Origin of the sequence: Acinetobacter sp. AG1, from assembly GCF_001005525.1 — a bacterium.
Taxonomy (GTDB): domain Bacteria; phylum Pseudomonadota; class Gammaproteobacteria; order Pseudomonadales; family Moraxellaceae; genus Acinetobacter; species Acinetobacter modestus.
The window spans coordinates 1-22,872 of record NZ_LBMZ01000100.1 but is presented as its reverse complement, the minus strand read 5'-3'; the positions used below and the strand labels follow the sequence as shown (position 1 = coordinate 22,872).

Below are 22,872 nucleotides of genomic sequence, written 5' to 3'. Positions count from 1 at the left end.
TTTTAACCTTTGATCTATAAATAGAATTAACATGAATTGTATTTCTTTTCTATTCTTGATTTGTTTTATAGCTTTTCTTATATACAAAAAAATAAAGCTTAGAGTGACCTAAGCTTTATTTATCATTAATTAAAATGAGTAGATTCATTCACCCGCTAAAGCGCACTCAAAATTTGCTTTATCCACTGAGCAACGTGCTTTCTTTAAAACTGACATCATGCTCGCATCGTAAATGCCACGCTGAGTTAATTCAATACGACCATCACGCATCATTTTTTGATATTTCAACTTATCTTCTGCTGTTAAATTCATTTTATAATTTGCTGGTATCTCTGACTCTAAACGTTTAATCGTTGCAAAGATTTTCGGTAATTGCTTAACCGACCAATCACGAGATTTTTGACCAAAACCTGCTGGGAATTTTTCAGGTCGAATCACTAGATTTGCCGTCACTTGAAGTACAGGAAAATTGTACATGACTCCATTAGTGCCTAAGCCTTTACTCAACTCTAATGGTTTATAGGCATAAGCAGGTGCGCCGATCATATCCACCTGACCATTGTTAAATTTCGCAGCAAAGTTAGAAATATCTGAAAGTACGGCTTGCGCTCCAACACGTTGTACAATTAATTTTTGTGCATCGTCATACCCTAATACAGCAAACTTCTTACCTGCCGCTTTCTCAATTGAATTAATACTTTTATCTCGGACAAAAATATAAGCAGAACCTAGTGGCGAAATGCCGACCACTTCATATTTATTACCCCCAAGATTAGTCGTCATTTTCGCAGCATTTCGTGGATCTGAAACAAAAGTAATGGCACGTTTCGCAATCTCATCACTTGGTACACCACCCAGAGAATCAATAGAACCTACAAATTTATTATAAGGACGAGCACGCATAGCGGTCATTGCAACACCCGCGCATTTTCCTGCTTTAAAGTTATTGTCTGCAACCTGTTCATCCGTAATGGCAAGCAGGTTAACATCAGCGCCCCAGCCTTTGGCTGCCAATGCCCAATCTTGCATCATTTTATAAGCTTCACCTGATTTCCCTAAGATATCAAAAACACAGACATCAATTGCAGCTTGGGTTGAGGCTGACACACTTAAAATTGAAGCAGTTGTGATTGCAAGTACAATCTTTTTCATTTTTCCATCCTTCAACAAACTATACGTTCGTTTCCTTATAAAACATTAAATGAAGTGGTTATTTAGCCACCTTAAACACAATTATTTCAGTGCCTGAACAGCCGCTGAACGTGCTAAATAATCTAAAGCTTGTTGTGTATCGCCTTCTGTTTCTGGGTGAAATCGAGGGGAAATCCAACGCATCGTTGCTTGGGTTAAAAAAGTTAATGTAGGTCCATTGTCGGTTGCTTTCGCCTGTTTTTGATAAATCGGCAATAATCTCCAAAAATTTCGATTAAAAATTTTTCGAATACTGATGTCTGGATCTTGTTTACCTAAGTCACGTGCAATATCGGCCAGTAAATAAATAAAAATAGGGAAAACCAGCAGCATTAAAAACTGACGATAAAGATAAAAAAGTACAGGATTTGGTAGAATTTCCTTAAATAAATCAAATGCAACACAACGATGTTCCACTTCTTCAGCCAAATGCCAACGGAACATATCTGCAATGACCGGATCAGCCTCGTCCCATGATGTGTTATCCATACACCATTGCCCAAGTGCGCCTGTGAAATGTTCAATCGCTGCAACTACGCCCACACGCGTAATTAACCAAAAGTGTGCCAAAGCTTGAATATCTAATGCCTTAATCCCTAATGGAATTTCTCCGAGTAGCACACTAAAAATCCAATTAATTTTTTTAAATGAAGGCTCTAAATCATAGTTATGCTGTTTCAAAAACTCCTGAGCACTTTGATGTGCACGTGCATGGGTCGCTTCTTGTCGAATAAATCCTTTTACATCATCTGTTAAAATAGGATCTTTCAAATAGGGTAAGGCTTTATTATAAACACGACAGAACCAAAACTCTCCCGCAGGTAAGATTAAATTAATCCCATTGATCAAGTGTGAACAGATTGCATCATTTGGAATCCATTGCACTGGAGAGTTGGAAAAATCAAACTTTACAGATCGTGCAACCAGTTTGTGATGCTGCGTGTGTGCATTCATATGAACCTCAGCTTTTCTTTGTAGCATTTTCAATGTTTAAACAAATCTTTGAGCTATTCACCACTCAATGAACATTCAAAATTGGTGCGTTCAACCGTACAACGTGCACGTTTTAAAACCCCCATCATGACTGGGTCATACACCCCAAGTTTGGTCAGCTCCATTCGTCCATCACGTAACATTTGTTGATAACGGCGTTTATCTTCACTGGAAAGACTTTGTTTATACTTCGCTGGAATTTCAGCTTCTAAACGGGAAATGGTGGCAAAGTTTTTAGATAACTGCTTCGTTGCCCAAGCTCGCGATTTCAATCCAAATCCTGCTGGAAATTTTTCAGGTCGAATAATGATGTCACCTGTTAAATTAATGACGGGAAAATCAAACATAGCGCCATTACTTCCAAGACCTTTACTAATTTCTAAAGGCTTGTAAGCATATGCTGGGGCTGCAATTACATCGACTTGGTTATTATTAAACTTCTTCGCAAAATCTGAAATTTCTGAAGGCACGCCCACTAAATCTAGTCGATCGACTATCATTTTTTGCGCTTGATCATAATGTAAATAAGCAAACCTTTTGCCCTTGCCTTTTTCTATAGTATTAATACTTTTATCTTTGACAAATACGTAAGCCAAACCAATTTGAGCGATTGCAGCCACCTCGAATTGATCCCCAGCTACAGTTGTCACTAATCTGTGTTTATTACGAGGGTCTAATACATAGCTAATCGCTTTTTGTGCAATTGAATTACTATTAATCGCGCCTAATGCATCAATTGAACCTGCGAATTTATTGTATTTACGTGCACGCATTGAAGTCATGGATACGCCATCGCATTTCCCTGCTTCAAAATCGTTTTGTGCTTTGGCTTCATCTTGATAAGGAATAAGATTAAGCTCTGCATTCCATATTTTTGCAGCTAAAGCCCATTCTTCTACAATTTTATAAGACTCGCCCGCCTTACCCAGTAAATCGAATACACAAATATCAACTTTCGCTTGTGCAGCAGTCGAAAATACTGAGATAAAGGCTGTAATCAAAATCCCTTTTTTCATACTAATCCTAATGCCGTTTTTTTTAATTCATTGAGACATATCAAATAGCAGTAACGATAAAATTACCAACTGCAAAGCTAGATGTCTGATGCGGCTATTTTTAAATAAAAAAAAATGCTGTAATAGTTCTTCGCAAGCCATTTTAGTATCATTTTCCGACAGCATAATTATGATGAAAAAAGAAGTAGAAAAGACCGTTCCAGGTACGTATATCGCCCTCATCGTTGATGTGGTTTCACGTTGGAATATTTCTGCGAATGAATTATTAAAGGATTCAGGTCTTGATCCTGATCAACTTGTACAGCCCTTATGGCGTGCTGATGCTAAAATCGTGATGAACATTTTGAAACGGGCACTTGAACTCACCCACGTACCACCTTTAGAGTTTGGTTTTTATCTGGGTATGCAAATGACCATTACCTGTCATGGCTTGATGGGGATGGCAGCAATGTTGGCTGCAAATGTCAGACAAGCACTAAATATCGCTCAAGAATTCATTTCACTTCAATCCAGTATTCACACCATCAAACTTGATATTCAAGATCAATATGCTGTTATTTTATTTGAACAGACTGAAGCTTATTATTTAGATGAGATCATTCAAATTGCACTTTTATTGGGCTTTGCCAAAATGGGGAAAAATATATCAGGACATGAATTAACAGGCTATGCAGATGTTCAATTTAGCAAACCCGATTATTTTGATAAATTACTCCCCTTAATTCCTGGAGAAGTTAGATTTAATCGTCCGATTACTCGTCTGGAGTTTAAAAAAGAAATTTTAGATCTTCCTTTACTTCATTCGGACGCGATCGCAGAACGTTTTGCACGAGAGGAATGTAAATCTCAACTGCGTAAGTTATTAGAACAAAATAGTTTTAATCGCACCGTACAAGATTTAATCTATGACGAAGCTATGGGTATTAGTCCCTTAACTGAAATTTTAAAGAAGCTACAAATGTCTGAACGTGCTTTACAGAGAAAACTAGAAAGTGAAGGCACAAATTTTAGGGAGCTTGTCGAAAAAGTCAGATGTGAAAAAGCCATTCAACTCCTGAAAAATCCCAATTTATCCCTCGAAAATATTGCAGATCATCTCGGCTATAGCAATACTAAAAACTTCTCTCGGGCATTCAAACGTTGGACGTCAACTACACCACGGCGTTATGACACTTAAACGCAAATATTATAATCATGGAAAGTAAAAAAACTTACTGGTGAATGCTCTAATCACCAGTAAGAAAAAAGTGATATTTTTCCATAATGGCTCATTATTTACGGGGTGCTGTGGATGACTGAACTTGCGAAGCATTCTGTTTCTGTTGTGATGGCATATAATCCGGCTGATTGCTCACAGCAAGAAAGAAAAAGACAAGAAATAAACAGTCTAATAGAATACTGATTCCTACTGCAAGGTATGGGAATTTCGATTGTTCCTGAGACATGAGTCTGCTCCTATTCAAATATTAAAATTCAATTCGATACAATCACATCGTGGACAAGATTTTAAAACTGGCGCCATTTTGAATACGGGTTTGCATGTATTCGGCATAGACCGATAACTTTTCAAAAATATGTTCTGAATAAAACATATCTTCTATCAGATGAGCCGATTGGGCTTGGCTAAATTGACCAATTTCTGCGATGAGTGGAGCATTCAACTGAGCAAATAAAATACAGAGTTTTTTATGCCACTCATCTTTGTGTTTAAATAACAATTTTCGTGTATTGATTAACTCATCATTCAGCATACTTTCAGTCTTATCAGCGTGAATGACATTAATTTTTACATCAAAATAATCTTCTAAGATCTTTACCTGTGTCAGATCAATCGGCAAATGTGTGACTAAAAAGATATGAAAGATATCAGTTCGGCACAAAGCCTTGACTAGACAACGAAACAGAAAATCCTCTTCTGTCTTTGGGGAATCAACCAGATCAATATAAAGCTTTAGGCTATGCAGCACTTGTTCAATTTTGAGATTGACACTTTTTTCTGCCTGAAAATAGGGATTCAGAATTGCTAATACTGACGGCACGACAGGTGTTGTATAAATCACTGACTGATTTAAATTGGCAATAATAAATGGCGCAAATAAATACCCTAGATTATTATCATTTTCGCCAATCGAAGACTGTGCAATATAAGCAACGCTATCTTTAGAAAAATCTCTTAAAACCTTGCCCCTTAATAAAGTGGCTTCCAGATTGACATATTCAAGACGTAGTTGTTCCTGTACCGATTGCGATGGCTCTCTGTCTTGAAACAAACGTGTCATCGCATTAAGTTCTTTGGTTACAAACATTGTCATACGCCATCCAGTCAAAATCTTTCTATGCAAAACGATTTACAAGTGTTTTGATTCGAAACACTTGCTTGATGCTGTTATTTTGGATGAGGTATAGACAGCTGAATAGCTACAGAGTTTGGCTAAAAACATATAACAGATCATTTCATTTCTATCAATCTGTTATAAAAAAACAATAAGAAATTGTATCTACTCATATACAAAAAAAAATTCGATCATGAATCCTGCTTAGCTTAGATAGTTTTTAGATCAGATGTGGATAGAGCTCACCATTTTATTTACCTTCAATTATTTAAGTCTATTTTTCACATTTTCCTAGCGACTGCTTCTGCTCGTCTGTTATAGGAGAGGATATATGGATCTTGGTCTCACTGCTTTAGAATTAGCTCGAATACAGTTTGCATTTACTGTTTCATTTCACATTATCTTTCCTGCCACCTCAATTGGTCTCGCCTGTTTTCTTGCCATGCTGGAATGGAAATGGTTACGTAGTCAAAATCCGATTTACAAAGAGTTATTCAAATTTTGGATCAAAATCTTTGCTGTTGCCTTTGGGATGGGGGTCGTCTCTGGCGTGGTGATGAGTTACCAGTTTGGCACTAACTGGAGTGAATTTTCCCGTGTTGCAGGAAGTATTACTGGCCCCTTGCTGACCTATGAAGTTTTAAGTGCATTCTTTTTAGAAGCTGGATTTCTCGGCATCATGTTGTTCGGTTGGGGGCGTGTCAGCCCCAAGGCACACTTTTTTGCCACATTGATGGTTGCAATCGGCACCTGTATTTCCATGTTCTGGATTCTATCCTCCAACAGTTGGATGCAGACGCCGCAAGGCTTCAGTGTCGAAAATGGCATTATCATCCCAACTGATTGGTGGGCGATCGTGTTTAACCCATCCTTCCCTTATCGCTTTGCGCATATGGCAGTTGCCGCATTTTTAGTCTCCTCATTATTAGTGGTGGGTACCGCGGCATGGCATTTGATCAAAGGTCGCCGTGACGAACTCATTAAAAAATCTTTTTCAATGGGGCTTTGGATGGTACTCGCCACTTCATGTTTACAAGTGGTGATTGGTGATCATCACGGTTTGAATACCTTAAAACATCAACCTGCAAAATTAGCAGCCATAGAAGGTCATTGGAAAACCAATCACGATGAAGGTATGCCACTCCTGCTGTTCGCCATTCCGAACATGGATAAAGAAGAAAATCTCTATGAAGTCGGAATTCCTCATCTCGGCAGTCTAATACTCACCCATTCTATGGAAGGTAAAGTCACAGGTTTAAAAGACTTTGCGCCTGAAGACCGCCCAAATGCCACCATTGTGTTTTGGAGTTTCCGTGTCATGGTTGCTCTGGGGATGTTGATGGTTATGCTGTCTTTATTCGCTTTATGGCTGCGCAAAAAAGGCAAACTGTATGGTTCATCTTGGTTTCATAAATTTGCTTTGGTGATGGGACCTACAGGTTATATCGCGCTACTTGCAGGTTGGGTTACGACTGAAGTCGGTCGTCAACCGTGGGTGATTTACGGCGTGATGCGAACTAAAGATGGTTTATCCCATGCAGTGACAGCCGATCAAGTCGGAATCAGTTTAATTATCTTCGTACTGGTCTATACCATCGTGTTTGGTAGCGGCATTTACTATATGTTGAAACTCTTGAAAAAAGGCCCTGAATTTATTGAAGCGATTGATCTAGAACCCGCAGGTCATGGACATTTCAAAACACCGATGCGTCCACTCAGTGCAGTCGATGAAAGCATTGATCAACAAGCCCCAAACAAGGAGAAACACCATGATTGATTTATCTCTGATTTGGGTCGGCATTATCGGACTTGGTGTCCTGATCTATGTCATTTTGGATGGTTTTGATCTCGGGATTGGGATTCTATTCCCCTTCATTAAAAGCAGCGAAGAACGTGATGTGATGATGAATACTGTCGCACCTGTGTGGGATGGTAATGAAACATGGATGGTATTGGGCGGCGCAGGGTTATTTGCAGCCTTTCCTTTAGTTTATTCAACCGTACTGTCTGCGTTATATATGCCGATTATCCTGATGGTGACTGCACTGATTTTCCGTGGGGTTGCCTTTGAGTTTCGATTTAAAGCCAATCGCACCAAATACCTATGGGATCAAGCCTTCATTTGGGGTTCAATTCTATCTAGTTTCCTACAAGGGGTAATTTTAGGTGCTTATATTCAGGGTATCCAAACCACCAATGGAATTTTCTCTGGTTCAGGTTTGGATTGGTTCACACCTTTCTCACTTTTTACAGGTTTAGGCGTAGTTGTGATGTATGCAGCACTCGGCTGTGGTTGGTTGATCATGAAAACAGATCACGAACTACAAGCTAAAATGTATGGACTGATGCCTAAGTTGATTATTGTATTGTTCATAATATTTGCAGGCGTCAGTTTATACACGCCACTCACCCATCCTGAAATTGCAGCACGTTGGTTTGCTTTGCCGAATCTTCTTTATTTTAGTCCTGTACCCATCTTGGTCTTATTATTTACATTCCTTATTTTAAAAGCATGTAAACAACGGCAAGATTTCAAACCCTTTATCTATACTTTAGCTTTGGTGTTTTTAGCTTTTACAGGTTTTGTGATCAGTCTTTGGCCGAATATCATTCCTCCCTCAGTCACAATTTGGGAAGCAGCAGCACCCTACTCAAGTCAAAAATTTGCCTTAATCGGTGCTGTGATTTTAATTCCGGTGATTATTGCCTATACCATCCTGTCGTACTGGGTATTTCGGGATAAAGTCCGTATTGGTGATGAAGGCTATCACTAGGAGCTTTGTATGAAAATAAAATCGCTGCATTTAAATCCAACCCAATGGTTTATAATCTTATGGTTAGTCGGATTTTTTGCACTCGCCATCATTGCAGGTCTATTTAGATTATTCTTGATGTTTGCTTATTAAAAAATGGGTGGAATAGCTTTTAGATGAGGGCTATTCCATCAATACGGATTTACTTTATTTTATGTATAAATCAGAACAATTAGCACATAACTTGAAACTGCTTATTGAAAATGGTTCTTGGCAGCCACACACCAAGTTACCCTCTTTACGTGAGCAAGTACAACGATCAGGTTTCAGTCTTATTACCGTGATGAATGCTTACCAAGAACTGGAAGCACAAGGGCTGATTTATTCAAAAGAAAAGTCAGGTTATTTTGTGGCTGAGCAAAATCATATTCAGATTCCGCAAGCCTATTCAGTGGTGTCTTTAAATCCGAAAATTGAAATTAACTCACTGGTTTTTAAATATCTCAAGTCGATTCAATCTTCCAAAGTCAGCCCATTAGGTTCTGCCTTTCCAGACAGTCAGTTGCTGTATCCCCCAAAGTTGATTCAAATCATGGGGCAACTTTCACGCAATCGACATAGTTATGACCAAACTTCAAATTTACCTCCCGGTAATTTTGCACTCAGAAAGCTGATTGCGCAACGCTATTGTATGCAAGGGATTCCAACCGATGCAGATGACATTGTCATTACATCAGGAGGACTAGAAGCATTAAATCTTTCACTACAAGCGATTACTCAACCTGGTGATTATATTTTATTGCAGCAAACAATTTTTTATGGCGCTTGGCAGGCTGCTGAACGTTTAGGTTTAAAAGTCATCACCATCCCAGAACATCCACAGCATGGCTTTGATATCGAGGCTTTTGAACAAGTCATCAAAAATTATCCAATCAAAGTTTGCTGGTTTATGCTGAATGCACATAACCCTATTGGCTTTACTGTCAGCGATGACATCAAATATAAAATCGCTAAATTGTTGCATGAACATCAAATTCATTTAATCGAAGATGATGTTTATGAAGAAATGTTTTATGGCAGCCAGAAACCATTGCCAATGAAGTATTTTGACCAACAAAATCTAGTATTACATTGTTCTTCTTTTTCTAAAACATTAGGCTCAAGTTTCCGTATGGGCTGGGTCTATGCAGGTAAATTCTCTGAACATATTCAACATTTACAATTGATGAGTACTATTTCTGCCAACGCCTTGATCCAAAATGCGCTGGTGGAATTCCTCTCCCATCATCATTATGAAAAGCATTTAAGAACTCTGCGACGCGCATTAGAAAAGAATAAAAAGCAGTTCTTTCAATATCTCAAACAACATTTGCCGCAAGACTGTAAGGTGTATAACTATCCAAGCGGTTATTTTCTATGGATTCAACTCCCAGACAAAGTCAGCAGTATGCAAGTCTATGAACAGCTTATTCAACAGCAGGTGGGCGTTGCGCCAAGCCCCTTATTTAATGTGTTGCCCTCACATCAACATTTTATTCGTATGAATTGTTCTTTTGAATGGACAGAACAGATTCAGCATTCGCTAGAGTTATTCACCACGACGATTCAACATCAAATACCCAATTAATTCAGCTTGGACAGATTATTTTTGCGATACTGACTTGGTGTTTCCCCAAACATCTTTTTAAAAGCACGAATAAAATTGGTGGCTTCTTCATACCCCACCAAACCAGCAATATCCTGAATACTATATTGCTGCTGTTGCAGTAATTTCTTGGCTTGATTAAACCGAACCTCAGCCAAGATTTGCAAAAATGTAGTGCCCTGTGCTTGTAAATGCCGCTTAATAGTTCGTTCTGACATATTTAAACGTTGCGCAATCAATGGAAGTGAGGGATAACCGTGACTGGAATGATACAACAACTCGGAGCGAATACTTTTTTGTAAGTCCCGAGTACTTTCTTTTACGAGTTTAAGCTTGTCATTTTCACAATACAAAATAGCCTGTTGGAATGCGACTTGATCTGCATTCGAATTCTTACAATGTAAATATTTTCTAGAAAATCGAAAACCGTTACGTGTTTGATTAAAATGAATCTTTATCTCGGATAAATCAATTTTGTCATAATTCTGAGCATCTGCCCAATCCACAAAAACCTCACAACTTTCTGCAATTTTCTCAGAAAATAAGGTAAGAAAATGAATTGCTCCAAATAATAAGCTCTCGATCAAAAAATGTCTCAACTGATCGGATTGTTCTGCATCACCTAATTTCACTGGGTGAACATCATCTAGATAAACATAGATAAACGATTCATCAATGTGCCATTCAGGGGTAAAATTTTGGATTCGAGTACAAAAATACTGCTGACAAAGGCTTAATGCCGTTTCAACATCCGCACAACTCAGAAATGCAAACCCTAAAGCCCCATGCGAAGTTGGGCGTAACCTAAACCCATATTCAATCCCAAGACGCGGATTCCCCGTCAATCGTAACGCATTCACCACCAATTTTGACCATTGATGCGCACTCATCTTGGCATCGGCTTGTTGCATTTCAGTCGAAATCAATCCCGTTCCATGCAAAACGATGTGTGCATCGATGCCATACTCATAAACGATTTCTAATAATACATGGGCATAAGAAACAGATATGGTTTCTTGAAACAATCCAAAAGGATCTCGCATGACACATCCTATGTCCTAAAATGATCATTAATATGGCATAGTCTCCCCTATTGAGCGAGCATTTTCTTCGAAATAATAACCTCAAGATTGATGACTAAAACAATGAGGAATTGCTGAAATGGCAACCATGACACTTGATAAACAGCAATCGACCTATGTGCTGAATTTAACCAATGGCAATCAGGAAAATGCTTTAAATAAAGCGGTATTAGAAGAATATTTTGCTATTTTTGATGAAATTGAAAGTGATAAAAATAATGCCTGTTTAATTATTCGAAGTGAGCATCCTAAAACCTTTTGTAATGGCTTAGACCTTGCTTGGTTAATGCAACAATCGTTGGAAGATAAAAAAGCCTTTACCCTGCAACTTGAAAATATGTTGCTCCGTTTAGCACTACTCAACTTACCTGTAATTGCTGAAATCGGTGGTAATGCTTATGCAGGCGGTGCAATTCTCGCGTCTGCTTGTGACTTCCGATTTATGCGATCAGATCGAGGACGTTTTTGCTTTCCAGAAGTCCATCTGGGCATTCCTTTTACAGATACCATTGCTGAAATTGTACAACTACTTCCCAATCAACATACGATCTGGGAAATGTCTTTGACAGGCAAAACCATGACAGGCACTGAATGTCTACAGTCCCAACTCGTTCACCAAATTGAACCAATCGAATCATTAAGTTATGAAGTGTTTAAATTTGCAGAAGATATGGCACAAAAGCACCGCCTAACCTATGCCGTGATCAAACGTCAGCTCCGCCATCGAATTGTAGAGAGTGCCAAGCAACGCCAACTATATGATCCTGAAAAATTTGCACATCCTTTCATGATCTAATTCAACGTTTACAACAACTCAAATCTAGGACATTTCAATGAATAATATGCAAGGAAGAACTGTTTTTATTACGGGTGGAAGTCGAGGTATTGGCAGAGCGATTGCTATAAAAGCAGCTCAGGCAGGTGCTAATGTCGTAATTGCAGCAAAAACCGAAGTCGAGACAACTAAATTAACAGGTACTATTTATAGTGTGGCTGAAGAAATTGAAGGTGCTGGCGGCAAAGCACTGCCTTTACTGCTTGATGTGAGGGATGAGCAGCAAATCCATACAGCTATTCAGCAAGCAGCCAAAGCCTTTGGCGGAATTGATGTGCTGATTAATAACGCAGGTGCAATTGCATTAATGGGGGTGGAATCCACATCGTTAAAACAATATGACCTGATCCAAACCATTAACCATCGTGCAACGTTTATCTGCGCACAAGCTGCATTGCCCTTTTTAAAGCAATCTGAAAATCCACATATTTTAAGCTTATCACCGCCTGTAAATATGTCGCCAAAATGGTTAGGTATGCTTGCACCTTATGCTTTATCTAAATACGGTATGACGATTTTGACTTTAGGCATGGCAGAAGAATTTCACCAATATGGTATTTCTTGCAATACCTTGTGGCCTGAAACCTATATCGCAACAGCAGCCGTATCCAAGAATTTAGGTGAGGAAAGTACCTTACAGGTCAGCCGTAAACCTGAGATCATGGCTGATGCAGCTTTTGCGATTTATAGCACGGCAAAAGGCGAACTCACAGGGCAAAGCCTGACCGATGAACAAGCTTTGTCTCGTATTGGCATCACTGACTTTTCTCAATATGCATGTGTCGCCGGAAATACCAATCTACAGAAAGATTTCTTTTTGGATTAATTCAACAATAAAAAATGACCTTAAAACATCAGTCTTAAGGTCATTTTAAAAGCTAAGCTAAAAAATAAAATTAACCAGGGAAAATACCACGCTCTTTACGTGCTTTTAAGATACGCTCACAACCTAAAATGAAAGCAGCAGTACGTAATGTACATTCTTTCTCGCTTGATTTATGCCATACATCATTGATGGCTTGAATCATCAATTTATCTAGTTTTTCGTTAATTTCTTCCTCAGACCAGAAGTAGCTCGACATATCTTGAACCCATTCAAAGTAAGATACGGTTACACCGCCCGCATTACAGATGACGTCAGGTACAACCGTAATACCACGTTGAACCAATACATCGTCCGCTTCTGGAAATGTTGGACCGTTCGCACCTTCAAGCACTAACTTCGCAGTTAGTTTTTGCGCACGTTCAACTGTGATTTGGCTTTCCAATGCAGCAGGAATCAAAATATCCATCTCTACATTCCAGAACTCTTCATCACTGATCGCTTGAGCACCCTCAAAGCCACCCACACCTTGGTGAGTTTCCATGTGTGTTTTCAACGCAGCAAGATCGATCCCTTCTGGATTGAAAATCGTACCTGTGTGATCTTGAATCGTCACAATGATCGATTTTGAGTCTGCAAACAAATATGCAGCTTCACTGCCCACGTTACCAAATCCTTGAACCGCAATTTTCGCACCGTCTAAAGGTAATTTAATTTTTTCAGCCACTTGTTGACCAGTGATAAATACGCCACGACCTGTCGCTTTAATACGCCCAAGAGAACCACCAAGATGTACAGGCTTACCTGTGACAACACCCGTCACGGTATGACCTTGACCCGATGAATAAGTATCCATGATCCAACCCATAACGTTTGGATTGGTACCCACGTCTGGTGCAGGGATATCTTTTTGTGGGCCAATAATATGGCTGATTTCACTGGTATAACGACGTGTTAAACGTTCTAATTCACGTGGAGAAAGTTGACGCGGGTCAACACGGATACCACCCTTTGCACCGCCGAATGGTAGATTTACCACCGCAGTCTTAATTGTCATCCATGCTGAAAGTGCCATTACTTCATTTAAATCTACATCTGGGTGATAGCGAATACCGCCTTTACCCGGACCGCGTGACAAGTTGTGTTGTATACGATAACCTTCAAAATGACGAATTGTGCCATCGTCCATCACAATTGGCACGTCGACAATCAAAGCACGTTTTGGGCGCTTCAATGTGTCCACATAGTCTTCTAAACCATCTAGATATGGAGCAACACGCTCAATCTGTTTAAGATAAGTTGCCCATGGACCGTCATTTTGAGAGACATAAGATAAATTAGACATGTTTTATCCTTTTGATAAGTTCGTTTGAATCATCAATCAAATAGGTAATTAAAAATGATATAAGCAGCTAATTTGGCAGTTCTGTTATCCAAATCAAACCGTGGGTTGCATTCAGCCACATCAAAAACTTTAATTTTTCCAGTTTTCTTAATGGCGTCTAATAATGGGTCAAAGACTGATAAATCAATGCCTTTGACTGCTGGTGCACTAACACCAGGTGCGATACTGGCGCTAAATACGTCCAAATCAATGGTGATGTATAAGTCGTCAACTTTTTCAATAAAACCATTAATTTTCGAAATTAAATTTACAAGATTGGTCAGTTGTAATTCATGGTCGTAGATATAGCTACAATTCAAACGATCCGCTGTTTCAAACAAAACTTTAGTATTTGAATGCTTCGCCACACCGATACAAAGATAATTAAATTCCTGATCATGTTGTTCTGATAATTGTGCTGCATTTAGAAAAGGTGTTCCTGAAGTCACCTCTTCAGCTTCACGAAGATCAAAATGCGCATCAAAATTAATAATCCCAATTTTTCTGTTTGGCTCGTTGTTTTGAATATATTGAAATAATCCAGAAAAACTACCAAAAGCAACCTCATGACCACCACCTAAAACAATGGGTTTCATGCCTTGCTTTAAGCTACGTTCGACCTGTTCAGCCAGTTCAGCTTGCGCCTTTTCCAACTGTCCATTATCACAAACTACTGTACCAATATCCGCAATCGTCACAGCTTGGTGTACTGGCAGGTTTGCCAATTGTGCACGAATCATGTCAGGTGCATCGGCTGCACCTAAACGCCCCTTATTTCGCTTTACCCCTTCATCTGAACTAAAGCCAATTAAAGCAAAAGCAGCATGTTGGCTGGTATTGACCACCTGATGGATACGTAGATGTTGTTCACCTTCACCATCTTTTCGCCCTTGCCATTTAAATGAATGGTTCATCATGAATACAACTCTTTAAAAATTGGTTTTGAGCCTAAATCGAAATTTCGGTGCCATGCTGAATGATTCGTTTCGGCAAATCACCACCTAACCAGTAGACAATTTCCGACGGATGTTCAATATCCCACGCAATAAAATCAGCAACTTTGCCTTGCTCTAAACTACCGTGCGTGCTTTGCAGACCCAACGCATGTGCTGCATGAATTGTTACAGCTGCCAATGTTTGTTCAGGCGTTAGACGAAATAAGGTACTGCCCATATTCATCATTAAACGTAAAGATAAAGCTGGCGATGTGCCCGGATTTAAATCACTGGATAATGCGATACGCACACCATGTTGATGCAAACTGTCTAATGGTGGATATTTAGTCTCTCTCAAGAAATAGAATGCACCCGGCAATAACACAGCAACTGTGCCCGCAGCCGCCATCGCCTTGACATCATCTTCCGTCATAAACTCTAAATGGTCTGCTGATAAAGCCTGATAACGCGCTGCCAAACTTGAACCTCCAAGCGAAGATAATTGTTCAGCGTGCAACTTGATCGGTAGGTTTAAAGACTGGGCTGTTTTAAATAGACGTTCGACTTGAGCTGGCGAAAATGCCAAATATTCACAAAAGGCATCGACTGCATCCACTAAACCTTCTTGGTGTAATTTTGGCAGCATTTCATTGCAGATATGTTCGATATAAGCATCGCTTCGATCTTGATATTCTGGTGGTAAAGCATGCGCAGCCAAGCAAGTGGCACGTACTGTCATCGGCAAAGTTTCTGCGATCTGACGAATCACTCGTAGCATTTTTCGTTCATTGGCATAATCGAGACCATAACCTGACTTAATCTCAATGGTTGTGACACCATCTTCGAGCAGATAACGAACTCGTTTCAAAGCAGATGCCAGCAACTGTTCTTCACTCGCTTCACGCGTGGCGCGAACCGTACTGGCAATCCCTCCACCGCTGGCTGCGATTTCAGCATAACTGACACCTTGCAAGCGTTTTTCAAACTCGATGCTACGATTTCCACCAAATACACTATGCGTATGGCAATCAATCAAGCCAGGTGTGACCCATGCGCCATTCAAATCAATGGTTTCGGAATAAGCATCGGCAGGAAGGTCTTTTAATGCGCCAACCCAATGGATATGCTGCCCTGAAGTAACCATTGCAGCGTGTTCAATACTAGAATATTGCCCATCTTGCATCGTGGCAATATGACAATTTTTCCAAAGCTTTTTCATTCAAAATTCCTCTCACTACTCAGATTTGGTTTACACCTGAGTAGTGTGACTATTAGCTTTCCATTTCGATATTTTGTTGCATGGTTTGATTTTCTTTTACTGTGTTTTGCTTGGGTTTCACCCAAATGGTATAAGCAATCCAAAGTAGAACTAACCACGTTGCACTAACATAAATTGCAGGTCTTGAGTCAGGGAAATATGCAATCACACCAAAGATAAATAGCATGAATGCAATTGCAAATGCAGGTGCGATTGGCCAGCCAATCACAGGGAAATCAAGGGCTTTAATTTCAGCATTAGATAACTTACGACGCATCGCAACTTGAGAAAGTAAAATCATCAACCAGACCCAAACGGTCGCAAAGGTTGCAATTGATGCAATAATCATAAAGACGTTTTCTGGAATCAGGTAGTTTAAAACCACACCAACCAATAACACACCCGCCATGACCATCACTGTCATATATGGCACGCCATTACGAGAAAGTTTGGTAAATGCTTTTGGTGCCTGACCTTCTTTTGCCATACCGTACAACATACGACCGGCACCAAATACATCACTATTGATCGCAGAGATCGCAGCAGTAATTACAACAATGTTCAATACAGTTGCAGCTGATTTGATGCCTAAATTTTCAAAGATCTGAACGAATGGACTACCTTGACTACCAATTTGGTTCCAAGGGAAAATTGCCATCAAAACAAAAATCGTTAAGATATAGAATAATAAAATACGTACTGGAACAGCATTAATTGCACGTGGAATCGTAGTTTTTGGATTTTCTGATTCACCCGCAGTGATACCAATAATTTCAATACCACCAAAAGCAAACACCACTACAGAGAAACACGCAACCAAACCTGCAATCCCATTTGGCATAAAGCCATCGTGAATCCAAAGGTTTTGAATGCTAGCAACACTGCCATGATCGCCATGAAAACCATAAAGAAGTAAACCAAACCCACCCAAAATCATAGCAACAATGGCAACAACTTTAATCAGAGAGAACCAGAACTCTAATTCACCAAAGACTTTTACATGAATGAGGTTAATCGCGCCCAAGAATGAAACTACGGATAAAATCCAGATCCATCGTGGGACATCAGGATACCAAAAGCCCATGTAAATCCCGAAAGCGGTCACATCGGCAATGGCAACAATGACCATTTCAAAAACGTAAGTCCAGCCTGTCGCAAAACCTGCTAATGGGCCAATATAATGAGATGCATAATGACTAAAAGAACCCGATACAGGATTATGTACCGCCATTTCGCCTAAAGCACGCATCACGATATAAATCGCGATACCAGCAATCACATAAGCCAATAACACTGATGGACCTGCGAGTTTAATCGCAGAAGCCGAACCATAAAATAATCCAGTTCCAATCGCAGAACCAAGTGCTAAAAATCGGATATGGCGGGCATTTAACCCCCGTTGTAGTGTGGAGTGTTGTGACATTATAATCTCCAATCCTTGAGGAAATTTAGTTAGATTCGGCCACTCCATGTGACCGTTTTATTGATCACACGTTAGACAAACTCGGTAATAGTTCTGGAATCAGTAATTCGTTCAGGCAACCACTTGCGAGCAATTCACTTGCCTGCTCGATATCTGGCGCAAAGAAACGATCTTCACTGTAATAAGGCACTTGGTCACGCAGCACTTTACGCGCACGCTCAAGTTTTGGAGAACTCTTCAAACCTTCACGGAAATCAAGACCTTGACATGCACCTAACCACTCAACTGCAAGAATGCCGCGAACGTTGTCAGCCATGTACCACAAACGTTTACCTGCATTCGGTGCCATAGAAACATGGTCTTCCTGATTTGCAGAAGTTGGTAAACTATCAACACTAGCAGGATGTGCAAGTGCTTTGTTGTCACTTGCTAACGCAGCGGCTGTTACTTGAGCAATCATGAAGCCTGAATTGACCCCACCATTGGCAACCAAGAATGGCGGCAACTGTGACATGTGGCGATCCATCATCATCGAAATACGACGCTCTGATAGTGAACCAATCTCTGCAATCGCCAATGCAAGATTATCCGCAGCCATCGCCACAGGTTCAGCGTGGAAGTTACCACCCGAAATCACATCACCTTCTGCTGCAAATACCAATGGGTTATCTGATACGGCATTTGATTCAATTGCTAATACTTCTGCGGCTTGACGAATTTGAGTCAAGCAAGCACCCATCACCTGAGGTTGGCAACGAAGTGAGTACGGGTCTTGAACCTTGCTACAGTCTTCATGTGAATGTGCAATTTCACTTGAATCAGTCAGTAAGTCACGATATGCAGCAGCCACATCAATTTGACCACGTTGACCGCGGACCTCATGAATACGCGCATCAAATGGCGCACGTGAACCCAGCATTGCTTCAACACTTAAACCACCACATACGGTTGCAGCAGCAAATAAATCTTCTGCTTCAAACAAACCACGTAAAGCATAAGCTGTTGAAACTTGTGTACCATTTAAAAGTGCTAGACCTTCTTTCGCAGCCAAAGAAATTGGCTCTAAACCCGCAATTTTAAGCGCTTCAACGGCTGGCAACCATTCACCTTTATAACGTGCTTTGCTTTCACCCAATAACACCAAAGACATATGTGCCAGTGGTGCCAAGTCACCAGAAGCACCAACAGAACCTTTTAATGGAATATGGGGATAAACTTCTGCATTGATCAACGCCAAAATGGCATCGATCACTTTACGGCGAATACCCGAAAAGCCACGTGCCAAGCTATTTGCTTTCAGCAACATGATCAGACGCACCATCGCATCATCAAGCGGCTCACCCACGCCAGCAGCGTGTGACAGCACCAAAGAACGCTGTAATTGCTCTAAGTCTTCTGGTGCAATTTTAGTTGATGCAAGTAAACCAAAACCCGTATTGATCCCGTAAGCAGTACGGCCTTCATTGACGATTTGTTCGACACAAGCAACACTCGCATTGATCCCAGCAGAAGCGCTGTCATCGAGTTTGACTTTGATTGGATTTAAATAAGCATGGCGCAGATCTGCTAAGCTAAGTTTGCCCGGTTGAATTAGAAGTTCCATTATTGGCGTCCTGTTTTGCACTCTATTGTTCTCTTACGATGCTGCTTACACAATTGCAAAAAGCATCGTAATGTCCTTGTCTGTTTATTGTGTGATCATTGGCAAGTTCAAGCCTTGCTCTTTGGCACAATCAATTGCGATGTCATAACCCGCATCGGCATGACGCATTACCCCTGTTGCAGGGTCATTTGTCAGTACACGTGCAATACGAGCTGCTGCTTCATCTGTTCCATCACACACAATCACCACACCTGAGTGTTGAGAGAAGCCCATACCTACACCACCGCCGTGATGCAATGACACCCAAGTCGCACCACCTGCTGTATTCAGCAAGGCATTCAATAATGGCCAGTCTGATACGGCATCTGAACCATCTTTCATTGACTCGGTTTCACGGTTCGGACTAGAAACTGAACCTGAATCCAAGTGATCACGACCAATCACGATCGGTGTTGAAAGTTCGCCGCTACGAACCATTTCATTAAATGCCAAACCAAGTTTTGCACGTAAACCTAAACCCACCCAGCAAATACGTGCTGGCAAACCTTGGAAGCTGATGCGTTCACGCGCCATATCCAACCAGCGATGTAAATGTTCATCATCTGGGATTAACTCTTTTACTTTGGCATCTGTCTTATAGATATCTTCTGGATCGCCTGAAAGTGCAGCCCAACGGAATGGACCAACACCGCGACAGAACAATGGACGGATATACGCAGGAACGAAGCCTGGGAAATCAAAGGCATTTTCTATACCTTCATCTTGTGCCATTTGACGAATGTTATTGCCATAGTCAAAAGTTGGAACACCCATTTTTTGGAAATCCAACATCGCTTGAACGTGCTGCGCCATCGATTGTTTCGCTGCTTTCACCACAACTTCTGGTTCAGTTTTCGCGCGTTGACGGTATTCTTCCCATGTCCAGCCAATTGGCAAATAACCATTCAATGGATCATGTGCGCTAGTTTGGTCAGTCACCATATCTGGATGTACACCGCGACGAACTAATTCAGGTAGGATTTCTGCTGCATTGCCATGTAGTGCAATCGAAACTGCCTTACCTTCTTTGGTATATTTTTCAATACGCGCCAAAGCATCATCTAAATCAGTTGCTTGCTCATCGACATAACGGGTACGTAAACGAAAATCAATACTGGTTTGTTGGCATTCGATATTGAGTGAACATGCGCCTGCTAATGTTGCAGCTAAAGGTTGTGCACCGCCCATACCGCCTAAACCTGCAGTCAACACCCAACGACCTGTTAAATCGCCGTTATAGTGTTGGCGACCTGCTTCTACAAAGGTTTCATAAGTGCCTTGTACAATGCCTTGGCTACCAATATAAATCCAAGAACCCGCCGTCATCTGACCATACATTGCCAAACCTTTCGCATCCAATTCATTGAAATGCTCCCAAGTTCCCCAATGTGGTACAAGATTCGAGTTCGCAATTAAAACACGCGGCGCATCTTTATGGGTTTTAAATACACCGACGGGCTTACCCGATTGAACCAATAAAGTTTCATCTGTTTCTAAGTTTTTAAGTGTTTCAACGATCTTGTCAAAACATTCCCAGTTACGTGCAGCACGACCAATACCACCGTAAACAACAAGCTCTTTTGGATTTTCTGCAACATCAGGATCAAGATTATTCATCAACATGCGAAGTGGTGCTTCAGTTAACCAGCTTTTTGCATTGAGCTGTGTACCACGTGGTGCGCGAATTTCTACATCACGAAATTTTGTTGTCGTTGTTGTCACAATCGGACTCCTTCCTTTGAGATTTTAACCGTAAATTAATCTGCTTTTACTGTATAGCAATGTATTAACTTGTATATACATCCATATACTACACAAATCTTTTATCTTGAAAAGATGCATTTTTATTTTTTATAAAAATAAATTACAAGTTAATGAAATTAATTGATTTATTTTTTAATTGACAATAAAAAACCCATACAACCACAAATTGTATGGGTTTAAAAAAGTGAAGACGATTTAGATTTTTATCAGTTCAATTAGACAAATTTTCTTTAAAATTTGTTGACCTAAAACAATATTTTTCAACAATTTTTCATTGTCAATTTTAAGACTATCTTGATGATCCAGATAGAAAATCTGTTGCGCAATTTCAACTTTTAAAAGTTCTAGGCTCTGATTAAAAATAAAAATGAAATCGGCTGAGCTAAATATTTCTGAGTTTGTAGAATCAACAATCCACTGGTATCGTGCGTGATATTTTTGTGGATCATAAATCAGATTAAAATCCCGAATAGATCCATCAATCAACTCACAACTGGTATTACTGTCACCATTAAATTGAACTGATTGTAAGGTTTTGAGGCGTCGAAAATTATTATCAATATTCAATACGATGCCCTGACCATCTAATACAGTCAGAATGCGTTGCATACCATTAAATTTGGAAAAATCACCAGATGTTTTAACATCAGCCATGGAAATTCGCCAATCAAACAGCTCTAGGCTATCACCCTCACTACGCGCAAGTTCAACCGTATAACCAGCACCATTTTTCCATCGCATTCTCTTATAATTAACAGCTTTTAACAGCTCAATCATTGGGTAAATTTACCTTCCAAATAATAACGACTACCCGGATAAATCAATCGAGCACTAGAAATCAATTGTTTGTTTGACCATGTACGGCGACGAATCAATAAGCATGGTTCTGTCTTGTTAATTTTCAGCCATTTACACTCTTGCGCTGAGGCCAGAATTGCTGTTACGACATGCTCACCTTCGGTTACAGGCGCTTTCGACATCAAATAAGCATTGGGTGTAATTGATTTAAAATCCTGCGCCAAATAATCAGGAATTGACACAGGATCAACCAAACGATCTTCAATCTGTACGGGTACATCATTTTCATAATGTACAATAATTGAATGAAATAACTTTTGTCCCTCTCGAATTTGCATAAGTACGCTTTGCTCTGTATTAGCTTGAATTTGTTCAAGTACTAATACTTCCGCACGATGCTTATGATTTCGGGCAATAATCTCTTCAGCAATGTTATTGACATGAAATAGAGCCGTTCGTCCTTGTCCCTCTGCTACAAAAGAGCCTACACCTTGTATACGCACCAATAGACCTTCGCTGGTGAGTTCACGTAAGGCACGGTTCACTGTCATACGGCTACAACCCAACAAATTAACCAATTCACTCTCAGAAGGAATCTTTTTATTTACAGACCAAGTTCCTTCATAGATTTTCTGTGAAATCATTTGTTTCACGCGCAAATACAATGGAATAGGACTATCTTCTTCTAAAGATAAATCCAGATCGTTTTGCTTTGACGCTCTTGACATTGGCTAAAACTCATACTAAATAATCTAAAGCATTGTATATGAATATGATGTTATTTGTATATACAAGCTTATACAATTGAATCATGTTTTACTTTATATAAAGTGCTATAAAGATCGTTATTAACAAATATTATTTAAATGATTCATAAGAAAAATTAATTTATATTTATCAAACTATTATATTAAATAGAGAAATTGACTTTAAAAAAATCATCTGATAATTTCTAAACTTATTTATTTTTATGACATACACGATTGCTCTAAAAATA

General features: G+C 39.8%; 21 protein-coding genes. 7 read left to right on the top strand and 14 right to left on the bottom strand.

Annotated elements, in window-relative coordinates; translation table 11 throughout:
• Positions 1 to 144: 144 nt before the first annotated feature.
• The 3 genes from AAV96_RS05600 to AAV96_RS05590 form a co-directional block, all read right to left on the bottom strand.
• Positions 145 to 1,152 carry a putative solute-binding protein gene (locus tag AAV96_RS05600; RefSeq protein ID WP_004662661.1) on the bottom strand — a complete coding sequence of 336 codons (1,008 nt, stop codon included), beginning with the start codon at positions 1,150 to 1,152 and terminating at the stop codon, positions 145 to 147.
• A gap of 81 nt (positions 1,153 to 1,233) precedes the next feature.
• Complete coding sequence (locus tag AAV96_RS05595; protein WP_046738622.1) at positions 1,234 to 2,145, bottom strand: metal-dependent hydrolase; 912 nt, start codon at positions 2,143 to 2,145, stop codon at positions 1,234 to 1,236.
• 53 nt (positions 2,146 to 2,198) lie between these two features.
• Complete coding sequence (locus tag AAV96_RS05590; RefSeq protein ID WP_004662666.1) at positions 2,199 to 3,200, bottom strand: putative solute-binding protein; 1,002 nt, start codon at positions 3,198 to 3,200, stop codon at positions 2,199 to 2,201.
• Between the two features lie 169 nt (positions 3,201 to 3,369).
• On the opposite strand from AAV96_RS05590, the gene AAV96_RS05585 reads away from it, so the two are divergent.
• Entirely contained in the window at positions 3,370 to 4,377 is a 1,008-nt protein-coding gene (locus AAV96_RS05585; protein ID WP_004662668.1) for a helix-turn-helix domain-containing protein, read from the top strand.
• A 94-nt stretch (positions 4,378 to 4,471) separates the two neighbouring features.
• Here AAV96_RS05585 and AAV96_RS18245 read toward each other — a convergent pair whose 3' ends face one another.
• A complete protein-coding gene (locus AAV96_RS18245) occupies positions 4,472 to 4,645 on the bottom strand; it encodes a hypothetical protein (RefSeq protein WP_171249124.1) in 174 nt (57 codons plus the stop codon).
• Positions 4,646 to 4,687: 42 nt separating this feature from the next.
• A complete protein-coding gene (locus tag AAV96_RS05580; protein ID WP_046738607.1) occupies positions 4,688 to 5,512 on the bottom strand; it encodes a hypothetical protein in 825 nt (274 codons plus the stop codon).
• 352 nt (positions 5,513 to 5,864) lie between these two features.
• On the opposite strand from AAV96_RS05580, the gene AAV96_RS05575 reads away from it, so the two are divergent.
• The 4 genes from AAV96_RS05575 (at position 5,865) to AAV96_RS05565 (ending at position 9,913) form a co-directional block, all read left to right on the top strand.
• Positions 5,865 to 7,310: a cytochrome ubiquinol oxidase subunit I gene (locus AAV96_RS05575; protein ID WP_046738606.1), complete on the top strand. Its 1,446-nt coding sequence runs from the start codon at positions 5,865 to 5,867 to the stop codon at positions 7,308 to 7,310.
• Positions 7,303 to 8,307 (top strand): cytochrome d ubiquinol oxidase subunit II, encoded by a 1,005-nt coding sequence (gene cydB / locus AAV96_RS05570; protein WP_046738605.1) that lies wholly within the window; start codon positions 7,303 to 7,305, stop codon positions 8,305 to 8,307. Before AAV96_RS05575 ends, cydB begins: the two co-directional genes overlap by 8 nt.
• Positions 8,308 to 8,316: 9 nt before the next feature.
• Entirely contained in the window at positions 8,317 to 8,439 is a 123-nt protein-coding gene (locus tag AAV96_RS18505; RefSeq protein WP_264673817.1) for a hypothetical protein, read from the top strand.
• Between the two features lie 61 nt (positions 8,440 to 8,500).
• A complete protein-coding gene (locus AAV96_RS05565; RefSeq protein ID WP_046738604.1) occupies positions 8,501 to 9,913 on the top strand; it encodes a PLP-dependent aminotransferase family protein in 1,413 nt (470 codons plus the stop codon).
• Here AAV96_RS05565 and AAV96_RS05560 read toward each other — a convergent pair.
• The gene (locus AAV96_RS05560; protein ID WP_046738603.1) at positions 9,910 to 10,974 is read right to left on the bottom strand and encodes an AraC family transcriptional regulator; all 1,065 of its coding nucleotides are present in this window, start codon (positions 10,972 to 10,974) and stop codon (positions 9,910 to 9,912) included. The two genes, AAV96_RS05565 and AAV96_RS05560, sit on opposite strands and share 4 nt — an antisense overlap.
• Before the next feature lie 118 nt (positions 10,975 to 11,092).
• On the opposite strand from AAV96_RS05560, the gene AAV96_RS05555 reads away from it, so the two are divergent.
• The gene (locus tag AAV96_RS05555) at positions 11,093 to 11,809 is read left to right on the top strand and encodes an enoyl-CoA hydratase/isomerase family protein (protein ID WP_046738602.1); all 717 of its coding nucleotides are present in this window, start codon (positions 11,093 to 11,095) and stop codon (positions 11,807 to 11,809) included.
• A 37-nt stretch (positions 11,810 to 11,846) separates the two neighbouring features.
• A complete protein-coding gene (locus tag AAV96_RS05550) occupies positions 11,847 to 12,674 on the top strand; it encodes an SDR family oxidoreductase (protein WP_046738601.1) in 828 nt (275 codons plus the stop codon).
• Between the two features lie 70 nt (positions 12,675 to 12,744).
• Here the strand turns inward: AAV96_RS05550 and AAV96_RS05545 are convergent, their stop codons facing one another.
• The 8 genes from AAV96_RS05545 to hutC all read right to left on the bottom strand — a co-directional run bounded on the left by AAV96_RS05545 (position 12,745) and on the right by hutC (position 22,603).
• Positions 12,745 to 14,016, bottom strand: a complete 1,272-nt coding sequence (locus AAV96_RS05545; protein WP_046738600.1) for a Glu/Leu/Phe/Val family dehydrogenase — start codon at positions 14,014 to 14,016, stop codon at positions 12,745 to 12,747.
• 32 nt (positions 14,017 to 14,048) lie between these two features.
• Complete coding sequence (gene hutG / locus AAV96_RS05540) at positions 14,049 to 14,969, bottom strand: formimidoylglutamase (RefSeq protein WP_046738621.1); 921 nt, start codon at positions 14,967 to 14,969, stop codon at positions 14,049 to 14,051.
• A 34-nt stretch (positions 14,970 to 15,003) separates the two neighbouring features.
• Positions 15,004 to 16,209, bottom strand: coding sequence for an imidazolonepropionase (gene hutI / locus AAV96_RS05535; protein ID WP_046738599.1), 1,206 nt, complete (start codon positions 16,207 to 16,209; stop codon positions 15,004 to 15,006).
• Between the two features lie 52 nt (positions 16,210 to 16,261).
• On the bottom strand, positions 16,262 to 17,671 hold the full coding sequence (locus AAV96_RS05530) for an amino acid permease (protein ID WP_046738598.1): 1,410 nt from the start codon (positions 17,669 to 17,671) through the stop codon (positions 16,262 to 16,264).
• 64 nt (positions 17,672 to 17,735) lie between these two features.
• Positions 17,736 to 19,274, bottom strand: coding sequence for a histidine ammonia-lyase (hutH, locus tag AAV96_RS05525; RefSeq protein ID WP_046738597.1), 1,539 nt, complete (start codon positions 19,272 to 19,274; stop codon positions 17,736 to 17,738).
• A gap of 84 nt (positions 19,275 to 19,358) precedes the next feature.
• Positions 19,359 to 21,035 carry a urocanate hydratase gene (gene hutU / locus AAV96_RS05520; RefSeq protein ID WP_046738596.1) on the bottom strand — a complete coding sequence of 559 codons (1,677 nt, stop codon included), beginning with the start codon at positions 21,033 to 21,035 and terminating at the stop codon, positions 19,359 to 19,361.
• A gap of 237 nt (positions 21,036 to 21,272) precedes the next feature.
• Positions 21,273 to 21,854: a HutD family protein gene (locus AAV96_RS05515; protein WP_005216752.1), complete on the bottom strand. Its 582-nt coding sequence runs from the start codon at positions 21,852 to 21,854 to the stop codon at positions 21,273 to 21,275.
• On the bottom strand, positions 21,851 to 22,603 hold the full coding sequence (gene hutC / locus AAV96_RS05510; protein WP_046738595.1) for a histidine utilization repressor: 753 nt from the start codon (positions 22,601 to 22,603) through the stop codon (positions 21,851 to 21,853). Before hutC ends, AAV96_RS05515 begins: the two co-directional genes overlap by 4 nt.
• Positions 22,604 to 22,872 lie beyond the last annotated feature (269 nt).

Coding starts and splice junctions, on each gene's coding strand:
- AAV96_RS05600 (WP_004662661.1), bottom strand. CDS start 1,152: ATGAAAAAGATTGTACTTGCAATCACAACTGCTTCAATTTTAAGTGTG.
- AAV96_RS05595 (WP_046738622.1), bottom strand. CDS start 2,145: ATGAATGCACACACGCAGCATCACAAACTGGTTGCACGATCTGTAAAG.
- AAV96_RS05590 (WP_004662666.1), bottom strand. CDS start 3,200: ATGAAAAAAGGGATTTTGATTACAGCCTTTATCTCAGTATTTTCGACT.
- AAV96_RS05585 (WP_004662668.1), top strand. CDS start 3,370: ATGATGAAAAAAGAAGTAGAAAAGACCGTTCCAGGTACGTATATCGCC.
- AAV96_RS18245 (WP_171249124.1), bottom strand. CDS start 4,645: ATGTCTCAGGAACAATCGAAATTCCCATACCTTGCAGTAGGAATCAGT.
- AAV96_RS05580 (WP_046738607.1), bottom strand. CDS start 5,512: ATGACAATGTTTGTAACCAAAGAACTTAATGCGATGACACGTTTGTTT.
- AAV96_RS05575 (WP_046738606.1), top strand. CDS start 5,865: ATGGATCTTGGTCTCACTGCTTTAGAATTAGCTCGAATACAGTTTGCA.
- cydB (WP_046738605.1), top strand. CDS start 7,303: ATGATTGATTTATCTCTGATTTGGGTCGGCATTATCGGACTTGGTGTC.
- AAV96_RS18505 (WP_264673817.1), top strand. CDS start 8,317: ATGAAAATAAAATCGCTGCATTTAAATCCAACCCAATGGTTTATAATC.
- AAV96_RS05565 (WP_046738604.1), top strand. CDS start 8,501: ATGTATAAATCAGAACAATTAGCACATAACTTGAAACTGCTTATTGAA.
- AAV96_RS05560 (WP_046738603.1), bottom strand. CDS start 10,974: ATGCGAGATCCTTTTGGATTGTTTCAAGAAACCATATCTGTTTCTTAT.
- AAV96_RS05555 (WP_046738602.1), top strand. CDS start 11,093: ATGGCAACCATGACACTTGATAAACAGCAATCGACCTATGTGCTGAAT.
- AAV96_RS05550 (WP_046738601.1), top strand. CDS start 11,847: ATGAATAATATGCAAGGAAGAACTGTTTTTATTACGGGTGGAAGTCGA.
- AAV96_RS05545 (WP_046738600.1), bottom strand. CDS start 14,016: ATGTCTAATTTATCTTATGTCTCTCAAAATGACGGTCCATGGGCAACT.
- hutG (WP_046738621.1), bottom strand. CDS start 14,969: ATGAACCATTCATTTAAATGGCAAGGGCGAAAAGATGGTGAAGGTGAA.
- hutI (WP_046738599.1), bottom strand. CDS start 16,209: ATGAAAAAGCTTTGGAAAAATTGTCATATTGCCACGATGCAAGATGGG.
- AAV96_RS05530 (WP_046738598.1), bottom strand. CDS start 17,671: ATGTCACAACACTCCACACTACAACGGGGGTTAAATGCCCGCCATATC.
- hutH (WP_046738597.1), bottom strand. CDS start 19,274: ATGGAACTTCTAATTCAACCGGGCAAACTTAGCTTAGCAGATCTGCGC.
- AAV96_RS05515 (WP_005216752.1), bottom strand. CDS start 21,854: ATGATTGAGCTGTTAAAAGCTGTTAATTATAAGAGAATGCGATGGAAA.
- hutC (WP_046738595.1), bottom strand. CDS start 22,603: ATGTCAAGAGCGTCAAAGCAAAACGATCTGGATTTATCTTTAGAAGAA.